General features: G+C 67.0%; 14 protein-coding genes. 5 read left to right on the forward strand and 9 right to left on the reverse strand.

Annotated elements, in window-relative coordinates; genetic code table 11:
* Positions 1–240 precede the first annotated feature (240 nt).
* Together ACFC4D_RS39845 and ACFC4D_RS39850 are read right to left on the reverse strand one after the other, a co-directional pair.
* Complete coding sequence (locus ACFC4D_RS39845) at positions 241–411, reverse strand: type II toxin-antitoxin system VapB family antitoxin (RefSeq protein WP_375961314.1); 171 nt, start codon at positions 409–411, stop codon at positions 241–243.
* Between the two features lie 158 nt (positions 412–569).
* Positions 570–1,541, reverse strand: coding sequence for an NAD(P)H-dependent flavin oxidoreductase (locus ACFC4D_RS39850; protein ID WP_375961311.1), 972 nt, complete (start codon positions 1,539–1,541; stop codon positions 570–572).
* A gap of 281 nt (positions 1,542–1,822) precedes the next feature.
* Between ACFC4D_RS39850 and fadD5 the strand changes: the two genes are divergently transcribed.
* Positions 1,823–3,382 carry a fatty-acid--CoA ligase FadD5 gene (gene fadD5, locus ACFC4D_RS39855; protein ID WP_376071320.1) on the forward strand — a complete coding sequence of 520 codons (1,560 nt, stop codon included), beginning with the start codon at positions 1,823–1,825 and terminating at the stop codon, positions 3,380–3,382.
* 3 nt (positions 3,383–3,385) lie between these two features.
* Here fadD5 and ACFC4D_RS39860 read toward each other — a convergent pair whose 3' ends face one another.
* Positions 3,386–5,755 carry a flippase-like domain-containing protein gene (locus tag ACFC4D_RS39860; protein ID WP_375961307.1) on the reverse strand — a complete coding sequence of 790 codons (2,370 nt, stop codon included), beginning with the start codon at positions 5,753–5,755 and terminating at the stop codon, positions 3,386–3,388.
* A gap of 199 nt (positions 5,756–5,954) precedes the next feature.
* Between ACFC4D_RS39860 and ACFC4D_RS39865 the strand changes: the two genes are divergently transcribed.
* On the forward strand, positions 5,955–6,578 hold the full coding sequence (locus ACFC4D_RS39865; RefSeq protein WP_376071322.1) for a GDSL-type esterase/lipase family protein: 624 nt from the start codon (positions 5,955–5,957) through the stop codon (positions 6,576–6,578).
* Here ACFC4D_RS39865 and ACFC4D_RS39870 read toward each other — a convergent pair.
* The gene (locus ACFC4D_RS39870; RefSeq protein WP_375961301.1) at positions 6,555–8,033 is read right to left on the reverse strand and encodes a threonine/serine exporter ThrE family protein; all 1,479 of its coding nucleotides are present in this window, start codon (positions 8,031–8,033) and stop codon (positions 6,555–6,557) included. The genes ACFC4D_RS39865 and ACFC4D_RS39870 overlap by 24 nt on opposite strands.
* Positions 8,034–8,266: 233 nt before the next feature.
* On the opposite strand from ACFC4D_RS39870, the gene ACFC4D_RS39875 reads away from it, so the two are divergent.
* Positions 8,267–9,187, forward strand: coding sequence for a LysR family transcriptional regulator (locus ACFC4D_RS39875; protein WP_375961299.1), 921 nt, complete (start codon positions 8,267–8,269; stop codon positions 9,185–9,187).
* Here the strand turns inward: ACFC4D_RS39875 and ACFC4D_RS39880 are convergent.
* Entirely contained in the window at positions 9,182–9,787 is a 606-nt protein-coding gene (locus ACFC4D_RS39880) for a flavodoxin family protein (RefSeq protein ID WP_376071324.1), read from the reverse strand. The genes ACFC4D_RS39875 and ACFC4D_RS39880 overlap by 6 nt on opposite strands.
* A 61-nt stretch (positions 9,788–9,848) precedes the next feature.
* Between ACFC4D_RS39880 and ACFC4D_RS39885 the strand changes: the two genes are divergently transcribed.
* A complete protein-coding gene (locus ACFC4D_RS39885; RefSeq protein ID WP_376071327.1) occupies positions 9,849–10,754 on the forward strand; it encodes a LysR family transcriptional regulator in 906 nt (301 codons plus the stop codon).
* 16 nt (positions 10,755–10,770) lie between these two features.
* Here the strand turns inward: ACFC4D_RS39885 and ACFC4D_RS39890 are convergent, their stop codons facing one another.
* From ACFC4D_RS39890 to ACFC4D_RS39900, 3 genes are all read right to left on the reverse strand, one after another.
* A complete protein-coding gene (locus tag ACFC4D_RS39890; RefSeq protein WP_376071330.1) occupies positions 10,771–12,354 on the reverse strand; it encodes a phytoene desaturase family protein in 1,584 nt (527 codons plus the stop codon).
* A gap of 75 nt (positions 12,355–12,429) precedes the next feature.
* A complete protein-coding gene (locus ACFC4D_RS39895) occupies positions 12,430–13,965 on the reverse strand; it encodes an FAD-binding protein (RefSeq protein WP_376071332.1) in 1,536 nt (511 codons plus the stop codon).
* 80 nt (positions 13,966–14,045) lie between these two features.
* The gene (locus ACFC4D_RS39900; protein ID WP_376071335.1) at positions 14,046–14,951 is read right to left on the reverse strand and encodes an NADP-dependent oxidoreductase; all 906 of its coding nucleotides are present in this window, start codon (positions 14,949–14,951) and stop codon (positions 14,046–14,048) included.
* 66 nt (positions 14,952–15,017) lie between these two features.
* On the opposite strand from ACFC4D_RS39900, the gene ACFC4D_RS39905 reads away from it, so the two are divergent.
* Positions 15,018–15,440, forward strand: coding sequence for a winged helix-turn-helix transcriptional regulator (locus tag ACFC4D_RS39905; protein ID WP_376071338.1), 423 nt, complete (start codon positions 15,018–15,020; stop codon positions 15,438–15,440).
* On the opposite strand, the gene ACFC4D_RS39910 is transcribed toward ACFC4D_RS39905, so the two are convergent.
* Positions 15,430–16,077, reverse strand: coding sequence for a class I SAM-dependent methyltransferase (locus ACFC4D_RS39910; RefSeq protein WP_375961285.1), 648 nt, complete (start codon positions 16,075–16,077; stop codon positions 15,430–15,432). The two genes, ACFC4D_RS39905 and ACFC4D_RS39910, sit on opposite strands and share 11 nt — an antisense overlap.
* Positions 16,078–16,093: the final 16 nt, after the last annotated feature.

Consider the following 16,093-nt stretch of genomic DNA (forward strand, 5'->3'; position numbering starts at 1 on the left):
CGGAGCGGGCGCCGAATCGTTCGATGCTGTCGTACTCTGCCGCACGGAGAACCCCTCCCGTGGTCCGGCGACGTGTGCGCCGAGGTACCTCCGGCGATTCTGCCAAGAATTCGCCGCCGCCAGAAGAGCTTTGGCGCAGGTAGATTGTGACTCGGCGTGCCATCCACGGGTGTGGGACGCGCGCCGCGCGCCGCCACGGTGTGGCCGCGCGCGGTTACGGCATCGGCTGGGGCGCGGCTGCTACGCCGAGGCCGCCCGGGTGTGAATCGGGTGCTCGAGATCCGCCGCCGTGGCATGCGAGGTGAAGAATCGCAATGCTAGGTTCACCGCGTCCTGTTCGGTGTGAACGCCCGAAATAGCCATTGTCCGCCGCAGCGCGTCATCGTCGAGATAGATACGAGTGATTGCCATTTCGGCACCTCCACCACTTCGGACTGTCGTTAAAGCATGACGCATCGACGGGCCCCGGGTAACCGAAATGACTAGAGCCCTTGGCAAGATCTGCCAAGGGCTCTTAGCGGAAATTCTCAAAACACCTATTGCGCTTTCGAGAACATGCCGCGCGGTCGTCAGACGAGCATGCCGCCCAGCTGACCCCGGATGATCTCCTCGGCCTCGGAAACCATGCGGGACACCAGGTCCGCGCAGGTCGGGATGTCATCGATGAGGCCCTGGACCTGACCCGCGGACCAGATACCGGCGTTCAGATCGCCCTCTTCGAATACGCGGCGGCCGCGCGCACCGGCGACCAGTTCGCGCACATCCTCGAAAGTGCCGCCCGCCTTCTCGATTTCGACGACCTTGCGGCTGATCTCGTTATCCGCCACGCGCGCGGTGTTGTGCAGCGTACGGAAGATGAGCTGGGTCGCGCGCTCGGAATTGGCGACGATCTGCTCCTTCACCGTCTGGTGAATGGCCGATTCCTGCGTGCACATGAAGCGGGTGCCCATATTCACGCCGTCCGCGCCCAGCGCCAGCGCCGCGACCAGACCGCGCGCATCGGCGATACCGCCCGAGGCGATCACCGGAATATCGAGGGCCTTGGTGGCCGCCGGAATCAGGATCAGACCGGGGACATCGTCCTCGCCCGGGTGACCCGCGCATTCGAAGCCGTCGATGGACACGCCGTCGACGCCGATCTTCTGCGCCTTGAGCGCGTGCCGGACGCTGGTGCACTTGTGCAGCACCTTGATACCGGCCGCCTTGTAGTACGGCAGGAACGGCTCGGGGTTGGAGCCCGCGGTCTCCACGATCTTCACGCCCGACTCGATGATCGCCTGCATGTACTCCTGGTACGGCGGCGGATTGATCGACGGCAGGATGGTCACGTTCACACCGAACGGCTTATCGGTGAGCTCGCGCGCCTTCTCGATCTCCTTCAGGAGATCCTCGGGCGTGGGCTGGGTGAGGGCGGTGATGATGCCCAGACCGCCCGCCTCGGACACGGCGGCGGCGAGTTCGGCGCGGCCGACCCACATCATGCCGCCCTGCACGATCGGGTGCTCTACCCCGAAGGTCTCGGTGAACCTGGTACGCAGCATCGACGCAGTCCTCTCTGGCCTCTCACAACTGGCTCGATACTCGCATAGTTGCATATGGGGGTTCAACCCCGATGTGAGTCGGAGTTTGCACCTTCGGTGGCGTAGGGGACGCCGACCTGGGGATAACCGCGAGCGGACGTCCCCGTCATCAAGAGCGATTTTCAGCCTCTGAGCTGCTGATTGAATCGATGATAAACATCGTACAGAACCTTCTCTGTAACCCTTGTCACGCCAAGAAGTTAGTTGGTATTCTCGCGAACAATCAGACGGAAGGGCACACAATGACCACAGGTTTCCGGCCGCTCGACGAGCCGATCCGGTCGCGGCGCAATCACTGGGTCAACCAGGTCGCCACCCACGCGGCCATGCGGGGAGACGGTGTCGCCTTCCGCTTCCAGGGCACGGACACCACCTGGGGACAGCTGCACGAGCGCTCGGAGAAGTTCGCCGACGCGCTCGCCCGGCGCGGGGTCGGATTCGGCGACCGGGTGCTCATCCTGGCGCTCAACTACACCGAGTACATCGAGGCCGTGCTCGGCATCAATGCGCTCGGGGCCATCGCGGTGCCGGTGAACTTCCGGCTCACCCCGCCCGAGGTCGCCTATATCGTGAGCGACTCCGGCGCCAAGGCCATCGTCACCGACGCGCCGCTGCAGCCGCTGGCCGCCGCCGTGCGCGCCCAGGCCCCGGCCCTGGAAACCTGCGTGGTCATCAACGGGCAGAGCGGCGACGGCGTCATCGGCTATGACGACTTCCTGGCCGAAGGCGGCGAACCCCATGCCGCACTGGACATTCCGGAGGACTCTCCGGCGCTGATCATGTACACCTCGGGCACCACCGGCACCCCCAAGGGCGCGGTGCTGTCCTACGCCAACCTGAATTCCCAGGCGCTGACCTGTATCCGCGCCATGGAGATCACCCCCGATTCCATCGGCTTCTGCACCTCACCGCTGTTCCACATCGCCGGATTGGGCAGTCTCACACCGTATTTCCTGCTCGGCGGCAAGACCGTGCTGCATCCGCTCGGCGCGTTCAACCCCACCGAATTCCTGGACGCCATCGAGGCGGAGCAGGCCACCACCGCCTTCTGCGTACCGGTGCAGTGGCAGCTCATCTGCGAGGATCCGACGGTCAAGGACCGCAAGCTGGCCCTGCGCGCGCTGTGCTGGGGCGCGGCCCCGGCCTCGGATACGGTGCTGCGCGCCATGGCCGACTGCTTCCCGGACGCCTTCAATGTCGCGGTCTTCGGCCAGACCGAGATGTCGCCCATCACCTGCGTGCTCGAAGGCCGGGACGCGCTGACCAAGCTCGGCTCGGTCGGCAAGCCCATCCCCACGATTCAGGCCCGCATCGTCGACGACGAGATGAACGATGTCGAACCCGGCACCGTCGGCGAGATCGTCTACCGCGGCCCGACCCTCATGCAGGGCTACTGGAACAAGCCCGAAGCGACCGCGGAAGCCTTCCACGGCGGCTGGTTCCACTCCGGCGATCTGGTGCGCGCGGATGAGGACGGCTTCATCTACGTCGTCGACCGCAAGAAGGACATGATCATCTCCGGCGGCGAGAACATCTACTGCGCCGAAGTGGAGAACGTGCTCTTCGCCCACCCCAAGATCCACGAGGCCGCGGTCATCGGCCGCGCCCACGAGAAGTGGGGCGAGGTGCCGGTCGCGGTGGTCGCCCTCGCCGCGGGCGTCGACACCCTGACCCTCGAAGAACTCGAGCCCTTCCTGAACGAATCCCTGGCCCGCTACAAGCACCCCAAGGATCTCGTCATCGTGACCGAGCTGCCCCGCAACGCCAGCGGCAAGGTGCTGAAGGTCGAACTCCGCAAATAGGTTTCAGATCATGTCGTTCTTGGTGAGCCAGCGCATGATCGGCCAGCCACAGAACACCGGAAGCCAGCAGGTGAGCACTCGGTAGAGGAGGACGGCGGGGACCGCGATGGTCGCCGCCACTCCGAACGCCGCCAGACCACCGATCAGCGCGGCTTCCACCGCGCCCACGCCGCCGGGGGTGGGCGCGGCCGAGGCCAGGGTGCCACCGATCATCGTCACGATCGTGACGGTCACGAAAGTCGTACTGCCGCCGAAGGCTTCGATACTCGCCCAGAGCGCCAGCGCCATACCGAGCGTGGTGGTGGCGCAACCGGCGACGATCATCGCCAGTCGACCCGGACGGCGCGACAGATCCTTGAGTTGCGCCAGGACGTCCGCGAGCTGCGGCCGCACCTCATTGAGCAGCCAGCGCCGGATCTTGGGCACGAACATGGTCACACCGAGCAGACCCAGCAGTGCGCCCGCCACGAAATACAGCACCGTCGCACTGGGCACGAAATGCGACAGGTTCGTCGAAACCCCCGCCGCCACACTGAAGAACAGCAGCAGGATCAGGTGCGTCACCACCTGAATGGTCTGCTGTAGCGCCACCGACGCGGTCGCGCGCACCGCGCCCAGTCCGCTCTTCTGCAGGAATCGCACGCTCAACGCCAGACCGCCCACGCCCGCGGGGGTGGTGGTCGCGGCGAAGGTATTGGCGACCTGCATGAAGAGCAGATTCTTGAAGTTCACTTCCTCGGAAGCGCACGCCCACAACGCCATTGCCGCACCGAGATAGGTCAGTGCCGATACCGCCAGGCCCAGCAGCGCCCACCACCAGTTGGCGTAGCGCAGTTCGGAGAAGAATGTCGGCACGGCGCTGATGTACGGGTACGCCACGTACACCAGGCCGATGAGCAGAACGAGCTGGATGAACTGGTTCCGGGAGAACCGGGTGATGCGCGCCGCCTCGATCTTGTCCTGATCGGTCTGCCTGGCCACCTCGTCGCGGGTGTGCTTCATCAGATCCCCGGCATCCGGCACCGCGTGCCGAACCTGTTCGGGGATGGCGGTTTTGGTGAGTCGCCGGGACGAGGTCAGCACCCGCTGCGCGCCCATGCATTCGATGGCCGTGCGCACCGCGGTCTCGACGCCGAACAGCGCGGCCGAGGTCAGCAGCAGCTGCGCCACATCGGATTGGAAGCGCACCTCGTAGGTGCCGAATTCCGAGGTCATGAAACCGCCGAAACGCACCTGCCCGTCGATGATCCGAATATCCTCTGCACGCAGATCCCCGTGCGAGATCTGAGCGTCGTGCAGCGTGTGCAGGGCCTGCCACACCTTGGCGAGCATCTCCTCGCCGTCGGCGGCCGAGAGCGGTTTACCGCCGGGCACGGTGTGCGCGTACATCATCCAGCCGCGATCGAGGGCGGCGACGGTCAGCGGTCTATTGCTGCCCAGGCCCAGATCCCCGATGGCGATGCCCATCAGCGCGCGATGTTCGACCGCGCGCCGCATGGACGCGAACAGGGTCGGATACTCGCTGGCCCGAATCGTCAACCAGCGCCGCAACTGTCGCAGCGCACTGCGGCTGCGCTGATTCTGCCCGTACATCTCGACGGTGATCGGATCACCCTCGGTCTTGGCCGAGAGCACCAGCGGCCCGCGCCCGGCCGGGCGCACCACCTGGAAGGCCGTCACCTTGAAACCGCGCTGCGCCAGCACCCGCACGGCCGCGTCCAGCGGCACTTCCAGCGCGGGTGTGCCGACCACCAGCACGATCACCGTGCCCACCAGCCAGCCCACCGCCAGCCCCAGCATGGCGCGGGCGGGCACCACCAGCGACACCACCAGGTGGATGGGCACGAACGCCAGCAGCAGTGTCCACCACCAGCGCCGCCAGCGCGGGGGCAGCCACGGGCTGGCCACGGTGAGGGTGGCCGCCAGCATGGCGATCCAGCGCGGATCGTCCAGGAACTGGGACAGGAAGGTATTGAGCTGTTCGGCCTCGGACAGATGCCACTTCGGCGGGGTGAAACCGGTGCCGGTGATGGAGAACAGCAGCAGTGCGATCAGGCCCGCGGACAGGAAGCCGCCCAGCAGTTTCCACTGCCTGCCCCAGATCAGGCGCACCAGAATCGCGAACGGCAACGCCAGAATCGCGATGCCGTACAGGATGTAGACCAGATTGGACTGCTCCGGCGTGAGGAATCCGACGATCTCGGAGACCGAACGCTCCAGCGCCACCCACTGCGGCCGCGTGATGAGTGAGCCGGTGATGACGACGGCGGTCAGTAGCGCGGACAGCACGACACGCAGAATGTCGCTGGTCCGCCGGATCCGCGGCTGCAGCAGACTGCCGGAGACAGGAATTTCCCGTCCGTCGACTCGCATGTCCTATGGGCGCTTTCGGATCGTGGGAACGACTGCGGTCCCATGGTCGGCTCGGGGCGGTTGGTGCCCGGTTACCGTAACCCGTCGCGGGGTCCCAGCGGGACGACCCCGCCGCCACGCCGAACGCGTCGTCGCGGTTATTCCTGCTTAATAGGTTCGGCGCGGGGCCGTCGCGGCCCCGTGCGAGGATCGACGCGTGGTGCCCGATCTGCGTGTGTGTTTTCTCGGCGAATCCTTCGTAGCGGGCATAGGCGACCGAAAACACCTGGGCTGGGCGGGCCGCCTCGCGGTGCGCGCCACCGCGGCCGGACAGCCGCTCAACTATTACAACCTGGGAATTCGCCGGGAGACCAGTACCGAATTGCGGGCGCGCTGGGCCGCCGAATGCACCCCGCGACTACCCGCCGGGGCGGACTGCCGGGTGGTCATCTCCACCGGCGTCAACGATTCGCAGTACGAGAACGGCCGCCCCCGAGTCGATCCCGAGGTCTCGGCGGACAATCTCACCGCCATCCTGCGCGGAACCCGGGAAAGAGGCTGGCAGACAATGGTGATCGCGCCGCCGCCGAATGTGGACGAGGATCACAATCGGCGCCTGCTGGCTCTGGATGACAGCTTCGCCGATATCTGCGACGCCCTCGACGCGCGGTATCTGCGTGCGCACCAACCACTGCGGGACAATCCGATCTGGATGCGCGAGGTCGCCGCGCGCGACGGCTACCACCCCGACGCCCCCGGCTATGACGAATTCGCGGCACTGCTCGCACCGCACTGGCTGCTGTGGCTGGCCGATCCGGGCTCAGGGCTTCCGACGGTTCGCTGAATGCCGCCCGGTATCCGGGCCGAGCAGCTGATCCACCACCGGGGTGATCTGCGGCGGCCGCTTGGCGGCGATACCGGAACCGACCAGCACGCCCAGCGCGATGGCGGCGACGGTCAGCGTGGTCGTCACCAGCACGTGCAGGCCGTTCGCATTGGATTCGGCCACCAGCTGCGAGACCCCGGTGAGGCCGATACCGCCGGGTACCAGCATCCAGAACGCGGGCAGGAACGTCACCTGGGTGGGCGGGGCGTTCCGATTGCGCTGCACCAGATATGCCGCGGGCACCGCCACCATGCCGCCCAGGAACGAACCCAGCAGACCGCCGCCGATCTGCACGCCGAGCTTCTGCGCCGCGAACGCCGCGTACAGCACCACCAGCAGCCAGGGCAGCGATTTCGGCGGTGCGCTGGACCGCCAGGAATGCCCGAACCCGATCAGCAACACACCGAGAATCGGCGCCCACCAACCCAATTGATGCATCTGCTCGGGCGGATTCGGATGATTCGGGCCCAGCAGCTGTAAGCCGATGAAAACCCCGAACGCCAGCAGGAACAATTTGTTCAGGCCGTAGATGGTGCGACTCGCGCCCGCCACCATCGATCCGGTGGCCAATTCGATGGAACCGTTGGTGAGCGTGGCGCCCGGCAGCAGCGCCGAGACGCCCGGCACCAGCAACTGCTGCGGATTGCCGCCGCCGAGCGCATGCGGAAAACCGAAGGCCAGCATGGTGACCGCACCGCCCGCGACCACCGGCAAACCCAGGGACAGCAGCGGCATCCGGTCCGCGAGCATGATCAGCAGCTGCACCACCAGGCCGATCACGATATAGCCGAGCAGGGCATTGGCGGTCGGATTGAGCATCAGGCCCAGACCGAGGGTGAGCACCACATTGCCGAGCAGCATGAGCCACACCGCGGTCGGCGGCGGTGAGCGCAGGATCGCCGCGAGGGCGGCGGTGGCCATGGTGGGCGGCGGCACTTTGTTCTTGATCTGATCGATCAGCTTGTACAGCGCGGCGATCTGATCCAGCCGCAGTGTGTCCACCGACGCGTCCAGCAGATCGACGGCCGAACCGCGCGAATCATGCACGCGCACGAAGATTCCGGTGGGCAGTACGAAGAAGTGCACTTCATCGGCGTCGTAGCGGCGGGCCAGATCGTCGAGAATGCGCTGCACCTGATTGGTGGTCTCGCCCGAGGCGATGAGCGCGACGCCCATATGCCGCAGCAGATCCAGCAGATCGGCCGAGACGGGCGGCTCTTCGGGTTCGGGGGCGTCCTCGGCGGGCACCTCGGGTGCGCCGGCGCTGACCCGGCGCAGCCAGCGGTCCATGGAACCGGCGGCGCGGCGGGTGGCCCCGTAGAGGCGCCCGCTGCTGGGGCGCGGGGCCGGAGCGATGCGGTGCTGGGGTTGATGATTTTCGGGTTGCGGGTGGTCGGGGGTGTCCGAATCCATGCGCCTCCTTCCGCCCGTCCGAGTCGGCAACTTTCTGGCAAATTCACCCTAGCGCGCAACTAACCGACTGGTCGGTGGCGTGCGGGGTTTCGCCGCGACATCCACCTTGGGTAATCCGGTTCGCCTGGAACGACTCGTCTGCGAGCATTGGCGGTGTGACAGAACCGTCAATCCCGTCCCGGCCTACAAAGCCGGGGTATGCCTACCGGTTGCAGCGTCCATAACCTGAGTGCATGGATATCGACACGCGACTGCTGCGTTACTTCCTGGCGGTCGCGGACACCGAGTCCCTGCCGCTGGCGGCGCAGCGCCTGCATGTCGCCCAACCGGCCCTCGCCACCCAGATCAAACAGCTCGAACAGCAGCTCGGCGTGGAACTGTTCATCCGCTCCCGCGCCGGCTGGACCCTGACCGCCGCCGGAAAGGTCCTCGCCGACCGGGTTCCGGGACTGCTCGGCGCCTGGGACCACATCCTGCGCGATACCAAGAGCGATGCCAGCCGCGCCGCACGCGTACTGCGCCTGGGCTGCGTGCACAGCGCCGCCGACGGGCACATCCCGGAAATCATCCGCGTCTTCCACCGGCTGCACCCGGACTGGCAGGTCGACATCCACCAGGGCGGCTGGACCGATCCCACCGCCGGACTCGACGAGGGCGATGTGGACGTGGCGCTGCTGCGACTACCCTTCCCGGGGCAGGACGGCTACTACGTGCGCGAACTGTTCACCGAACCGCGCTGGATCGCGCTGCCCGACAACCATCCGCTCGCCGAACGCGAGGACATCGCCTTCCGCGAACTCTGGGATGAGCCCTACGTCGCCTCACCCGCGGAAACCGGCTGGTGGCGCGACTATTGGATGGGCCTGGACGCCAGACCCGCCGATACCGCCATCATCGGCGCCATCGCCCGCAGCACCGACGAATGGCTGCGCGCCATCGCCAACGGGTACGGCGTCAGCTTCACCCCCGCCTCCACCGCCGCCGCCAATGCCCATGCGGGCGTGGTGTTCCGGCCCGTGCACGGCATCGCGCAGACCCGGGTCGCACTGGTGTGGCCGGACGCCTCCGAAGCGGATCCCATTGTGCGGTACTTCATTCGGTGCTGCACCGACATCATGGGGCATCAGGCCGGCGACGGCCGCCGCACCTCATAGCAGCGCGGCCTGACCCAGGCGCAATTGCGCCGTCACCCGCGCGACCCGCTCGCCCAGCCGGGCGCAGGTGCGAATATCGGACTCGGACATGGCATTCGGCGGCAGATCGACATTCGTCTGCGCGCCCGCACCGAGCCAGAAACCCAGGCGATTCGAATCCTCCGGACTCGCGACGGTGGAATTCCAGCCCGCGGTCAAACCCAGATTCACCCAGTGCATGTGATGCTGTGCGGCGAATATCGACAGCGAGACGAGCGCATGCAGTTTGTCACCGCTCATCGCCCCGGAATTGGTGAAACCCGCCGCGACCTTGTCCCGCCAGCGGCCCTCGGAGCAGCGGCGCGAGGTGGCCTCGGCGAAGGTTTTGAACCCGGCCGACACATCGCCCAGGTAGGTGGGGCTGCCGAAGACGATGGCATCGGCCTCGTCCAGCGCCGACCAGTCCGCGTCGGTGATTCGGTCCACCGGCACCAGCCCGGTGGCCGCGCCCGCCGTGCGCGCACCGTCCGCCACCGCCTCGGCGAGTACTTCGGTATGTCCCCACCCCGAGTGATAGGCGACGACAAGGTGTACCGGGCTGTTGATTTCGCTGATGTTCATGATTTTCAGCCTGACCGGGGGTGAATTCGGCGTCCAATACCCGCATTCATAACCTGATGGAATGGACATCGATACGCGGCTGCTGCGCTACTTCGTCGCCGTCGCGGAAGAGGGCCACCTCACCCGGGCCGCCCAACGGCTCTATGTATCCCAGCCCGCGCTGACCAAACAGATCAAACAACTCGAAAACCAGCTCGGCGTAGCGCTTTTCACCCGATCGCGGACGGGAATGACGCTCACCGAACCCGGGCGGGTATTCGCCGAGCACGCACCGGAACTGCTGGCCGGCTGGGATCGCATGCTGCGCGCCACAAAGAGCGATGCCAGCCGGGCCGGGAAGGTGCTGCGGGTCGGGTTCATCGCCAGTGCCGCAAACGAATTCACGCCCGCCATCGTGGCGGCGTTCCGGCGTGCGCATCCGGACTGGCGGGTGGATATGCGACAGGTCGGCTGGACCGATCCCAGCGCCGGACTCGCCGACGGGGATGTGGACGCCGCACTGGTGCGACTGCCGTTCCCGGGTGACGATCGCTTCCGGGCGCGGGAACTGTTCACCGAACCGCGGTGGCTCGCGCTGCCCGCCGACCATCCGCTCGCCGCATCACCGGAAATCGAATTCCGGGAGATCTGGGATGAGCCGTTCGTCGCCTCACCACCGGAAAACGGCTGGTGGCGCGACTTCTGGATCGGCGCGGACGCCCGGCCCGCCAGCACCGCCGTCATCGGGGCCATCGCCCGCAATACCGATGAATGGCTCACCGCCATCGCCAACGGCTTCGGCCTCAGCTTCACCCCGGCCTCGTCGGCGCGCTACTACCCGCGCCCCGGCATCGTGTATCGGCCGGTGCGCGGCATCGGACCGAGCCGCGTCGCGGTCGCCTGGCCCGCCTCGGCCGAGACTCCGCCGCTGGTCAGCGATTTCATTCACTGCTGCGTCGAGGTATGTGGCGCTGGGCAGGATAGGTAACGCCGGGGATGTAGGGCTAGGTGGTTTCCAGGGCTGCCATGGCGGCGTTGTGGCCGCCTATGCCGCTCACGCCGCCGCCGCGGATCGCGCCCGCGCCGCAGAGCAGGATGTTGGGGTGGGCGGTGGAGACTCCCCAGCGAGCGGCGGGGGAGTCGCCGGAATTGGCTGGGAGATAGGGGAATTCGAGGTCGCGGTGGAAGATGTGGCCGCCGGGGAGGCCGATATCGCGTTCCAGGTCGACCGGGGATTTCGCTTCCAGGCAGGGGTTGCCGTCGCCGTCCAGGGCCAGGCAGTCGCGCAGTGGTTCGGCCAGGACCGCATCGAGCTGGGCCAGGGTGGCGTCGACCAGGCGTGCCTTCGTGCCCTCCGGGTCATCGGCGAAAAGCCTTGCGGGGGTGTGCAAACCGAAGAGGGTGAGGGTGTGTGCGCCCTGGGCGCGCAATTCCGGTGACAGGATCGAGGGGTCGGTCAGGGTGTGGCAGTAGATCTCGGCGGGCGGGGCGGAGGGGAGCTGTCCGGCAGCAGCCTCCCGATATGCCTGGGCGAGTTGGGAACTCGATTCGGCGATATGGAAGGTGCCCGCGAAGGCATCGGCCGGATCGACGGCGGTATCGCGGAGTTTCGGCAGGCGGCGCAGCAGCATATTGATTTTGAGCTGTGCGCCCTCGGGGCGTTCGGCGGATTCGCCGAGCAGTTTCGCCAGTTCATAGGGGGCGGCGTTCACCAGCACCTGCCGGGTGGCGACCACACCCGCCGTGCCGTCGCCCGAGGTGAAGGCCACTTCCGCTGTGCCGCCATCGGTTTCGATGCCGGTCACGGCGCAACCGGTGATGATCTCGGCCCCGGCGGCGCGCGCGGCCGTCGCGAGCGCGTCGGTCAGCGCGCCCATGCCGCCGACCGGCACATCCCAGTCGCCGGTGCCGCCGCCGATCACGTGATAGAGAAAGCAGCGATTCTGTAGCAGTGACGGATCATGCGCGTGGGTGAAGGTGCCGATCAGCGCATCGGTCAGCACCACGCCGCGCACGGTGTCGTCGGCGAATTCGCGCTCCACCCAGTCACCCAGCGGCCGTTCGAAAATCGACTCCCAGAGCGCGGAATCGTCCACGGTGCCGCGCATTTCGTCGCGGGTGGGCAGCGGTCGAGTCAGGGTCGGGAACACGCGCTGTGCGAGTGCCCCGGTGCGGGCGTAGAAGTCCTGCCAGGCCCGGAAGTCCTTGTCCGAGCCGGTGACTCGAACGAAGCTCTCCCGGGTCTGCGCCTCGGACCCGTTGTCCACCAGCAGCCCGCCCGAACCCACCGGCGTATACGATGAAATGCGCCGCTTCCGAGTCTCGAAGCGCAGCCCCAGTTCTCGCACGATCTGCTCCGGCAGCAGGCTCACCAGATACGAATACCGGGACAGCCGCGCGTCCACGCCCGGAAACACCCGCGACGAGACGGCCGCCCCGCCGGTGTGATCCTGTCGCTCCAGCACCACCACCGACCGCCCGGCCCGCGCCAGATACGCCGCCGCGACCAGCCCATTGTGGCCGCCACCGACCACCACCACGTCGTACCGTCCGCGCGCGGGGAACCCCGGAGCCGTCTCATCACCCATGAATCGACTCTAAGCCCGGCCACACCGGAATCCCCGTCGTCATCGCGGCCGAATATGCGCCGGGATGACGCGAGGTCAGCGAGCCGCCATATCCAACGCCGCGAGGTGGCTGAACAGGACCGATGCGCCGATCGGGTTGCCGCCGCCCGGGTAGGTGGTGCCGCTGGGGGCGGCCATGGTGTTGCCCGCCGCGTAGAGGCCGGGGATGGGGGTGTCGTCGGCGGTGAGTACCCGGCCGACGGTGTCGGTGCGCAGACCGCCCTTGGTGCCCAGGTCCGAGATACCGAAGGCGGCGGCGTGGAACGGGCCCTTCACGATCGGGGCCAGGGGCGATTCGCCGTTGGAGAAGGCACGGTCGTACGCCTCGTCGCCGCGGCCGAAGTCCGGGTCCGTCCCGGCGGCGGCCTGTTCGTTGAAGCGGGCGACCGTGGCCGCCAGCGCGTCACTCGGCACGCCGATCTTCGCGGCCAGTTCCTCCAGCGTGTCGGCGGTGTGCCAGAGTCCGGCCTCGACGTACTTCTCGCGCTCGACCATCGGCACATTGCTGGCCTTGATGGGCGGTACGCCCGCATCGGCGTCGTCGTAGATCATCCAGAACGGCAGTGTCACCGTTCCGGCGTCCATCGCCTCGATGATGTCCCGGCCCAGCCGGTCGTACGGTGCGGATTCGTTCACGAACCGTTCGCCGCTCTGGTTCACGAACACACCACCGGTGAACCAGAGCGCGAACGCGGCCCGCCCGTCCGGGTGGATCAGGCCCGGCGACCACCACGCCTGATCCATCAGATCGGTGTCCGCGCCCGCCGCGATACCGGCCTCATGCGCCTTACCGACATTTCCCCACGGCCCCATGGTGTCTCGCGCGACACCCGGTACGCCGAAGCGCTGCCGCAGTTCGTCATTGCCCTCGAAACCGCCCGCCGCCAACAGGACTCCCTTGCGGGTGCGGATCGCGGTGCGCTCCCCGTCCTGATCGACGATCGCGCCGACCACCGCGCCGTCCTCGACGACCAGCTCCACCAGCGCGGTGTTCAAACGCAGGGAAGCGTTGGGGTACTTGGCCATTGCCAGCAGGAACCGGCCCACCAGCGCACGGCCGCCGATCAGATAGTCCGGCTGCGGTTCACCATTGCGGTCGGTGCCCAGCGGTCCGCGAATGGACGCGCTCAGCTCACCGAGCTTCTTGGCGGCCAGCGGCTTGGGGATGATGTGCCGCTTACCGTCGAGCCGCGCCTTGGGCGCCTTGCCGTAGTAATCCGGCCACGGGAACATCTGGAACGCGATGCTCTCATCGCTCTCCAGATACTCGATCACCTTCGCGCCGCCGCGCACATACGCTTCCTGCAATTCGGCGGGTGTGCGATCGCCGACCACGGCCCGGTAGTAGGTGAGCGCATCCTCGAGCGTGTCATCCACACCCTCGCGCTGGAGTACCGGATTGCACGGGAACCACACACCGCCGCCACCCGAATACGAGGTGGTGCCGCCGAATTTCTCGGTGGCCTCCACCAGCAGCACCGTCAGTCCCTCGCGCGCCGCCGTATACGCCCCGGCCAGGCCGCCGCCCGAACCGGCGACCAGCACATCGACCTCATTGTCCCAGTACGTCACCACAACTCCCTGTTCTCGCCTACGCCCGACGGTAGGGCGCGGCCGCGAGCCTCGCACAGGAATGTCCCGATGGCCAGGAATCAGGCGGCGGCCCAGGGCAGCAGCACGATCTTGCCGCGCACCCGCCCGGATTCACTGAGCCGATGCGCCTCGGCGGCATCGGCCAGGGACATGACGCGCTCGACCTCGCCGCGCAGCGCGCCCTGTTCGAGCAGGGGTGTGAGCGCGCGCAGATCCGCGCCGGACGGGGCGACGTAGTGCCGGTGGAATCGCGGATCGTCGAGCACGCCGTCGCGCTGGGCGTCGATGAGACGACCCTCCGGGGTCAGGATGGTCAGCGACCGGTCACCGTACTCACCGCCGACGAGATCGAACACCACATCCACCGGCGGCGTCACCGTGGTGAAATCGGCTGTCCGGTAATCGATCACCTCATCCGCGCCGAGCGACCGCAGGAACTCGTGATTCGCGGCCCGGGCCGTACCGATCACGTACGCGCCATGATGTTTCGCGATCTGCACCGCCAGATGCCCGACACCACCGGCGGCCGCGTGGATCAAAACGCGTTGTCCCGGTGCGATTTTCGCCAATGCCTGCCATGCGGTGAGCGCCGCGGTCGGCAGCGCCGCGGCGGCGGTGTGCGTCAGGTTCGCGGGTTTGGGCGCGAGGTGGTCGGCCGGGGTGACCACATATTCGGCGTAGGTGCCCGAACGGCTCAGCGCCATACCGAAAACCTCATCGCCGATATTGAAATCGGTTACCCCGGCACCGATTTCGGCGACCGTACCGGATACGTCGAAACCCAGCGTGAACGGCGGCGGACCCAGCACGTCGATGCTGCCGTTGCGGAGCTTCCAGTCCGCCGCGTTCACCGAGGTGGCGGCAACGCGCACCAGGACCTCGCCCGCACCGGGAGCAGGCCGTTCGACCTCTACGGTCTCCAGTACTTCCGGTCCGCCGACTGTGTTCTGACTGATCGCTTTCATGGTTACGATTCTTCGGCCGGTAGTATCTTCTGGGAAGAAGGCACTAAATAGATCCCGAGGTACCCGATGGATACCGTCTTCGACGTGGAAGAATCCACCAACCTGGTGGAGGACTATCTCAAACGCTGTCCGGCACGTGATGTGCTGGCGGTGCTGGCCGACAAATGGGTGCTGCTGGTACTGGGCGTACTGCGCGCGAACGACGGCCCGATCCGCTTCAACGAACTACGCCGCCGCCTCGACGGCATCACCCAGAAGGTGCTCACCCGCACCCTGCGCGATCTGGAACGCGACGGACTCGTGCGCCGCGCGGTCTACCCCACCGTGCCGCCGCGGGTCGAATACTCACTCACCCCGATCGGGGCCGACCTCGGGCGGCTCACGCATGCCATGGGGCAGTGGGCGCTGGCGCACGTGGACGAAATCACCAGCGCCCGAGCCGAATTCGACGAACGCGCGGCGCGCCCGGTGGAACCGATCAGTTCTTGACGGCCAGCAGATAGCCCTGCGGGGTGCGCTCATCCTCGCGGGCGGTCCGGGACATGCGCGCGGTCACGGTGAAACCGAGCTCCTCCAGGGTCGCGGCGAGCGTATCGGGAGCCCAGCGGTAGGACGTGGTGACCTTGTGGTCGTACTCCTGGATGCCGCGCGAATCATCGGCGGCCTGGAAACCGAACAGGGCGTGACCGCCCGGGCGCAGCACGCGCGCGAATTCGCCCAGCAGCGCCGGGATTCGGTGCGGCGGAGTGTGAATGATGGAGTACCAGGCCACGATTCCGCTCAACGACGCATCGGTGAGATCCAGGTTCTCCATGGAACCGATCTCGAACCGCAGATGCGGCAGCGCGGATTGCGCGCGGGCGATCATCTCGGGGGATAGGTCCAGGCCGAAGACATTGAGCCCCAGCACATCCAGATAGCGCGCGGCCCGGCCCGGACCGCAACCCAGATCCGCGATCAACCCCGGCTCGGCATCGGCGGCGCGCACCGAGGCGGCGAACATATCCAGCATGGCCCGATCGAAGGGATTCTCCTCGATGCCCTCCCGGAAAGTGTTCGTGTACAGCTCCGCTACCTCGTCATAGCTTTCTCTGGTAACCCGGACATCGTCGATCTCGGTGGTCATGGCTCAAACTCTATGG

The sequence above is a fragment of the Nocardia sp. NPDC056000 genome, assembly GCF_042269265.1.
Classification (GTDB): Bacteria; Actinomycetota; Actinomycetes; order Mycobacteriales; family Mycobacteriaceae; genus Nocardia.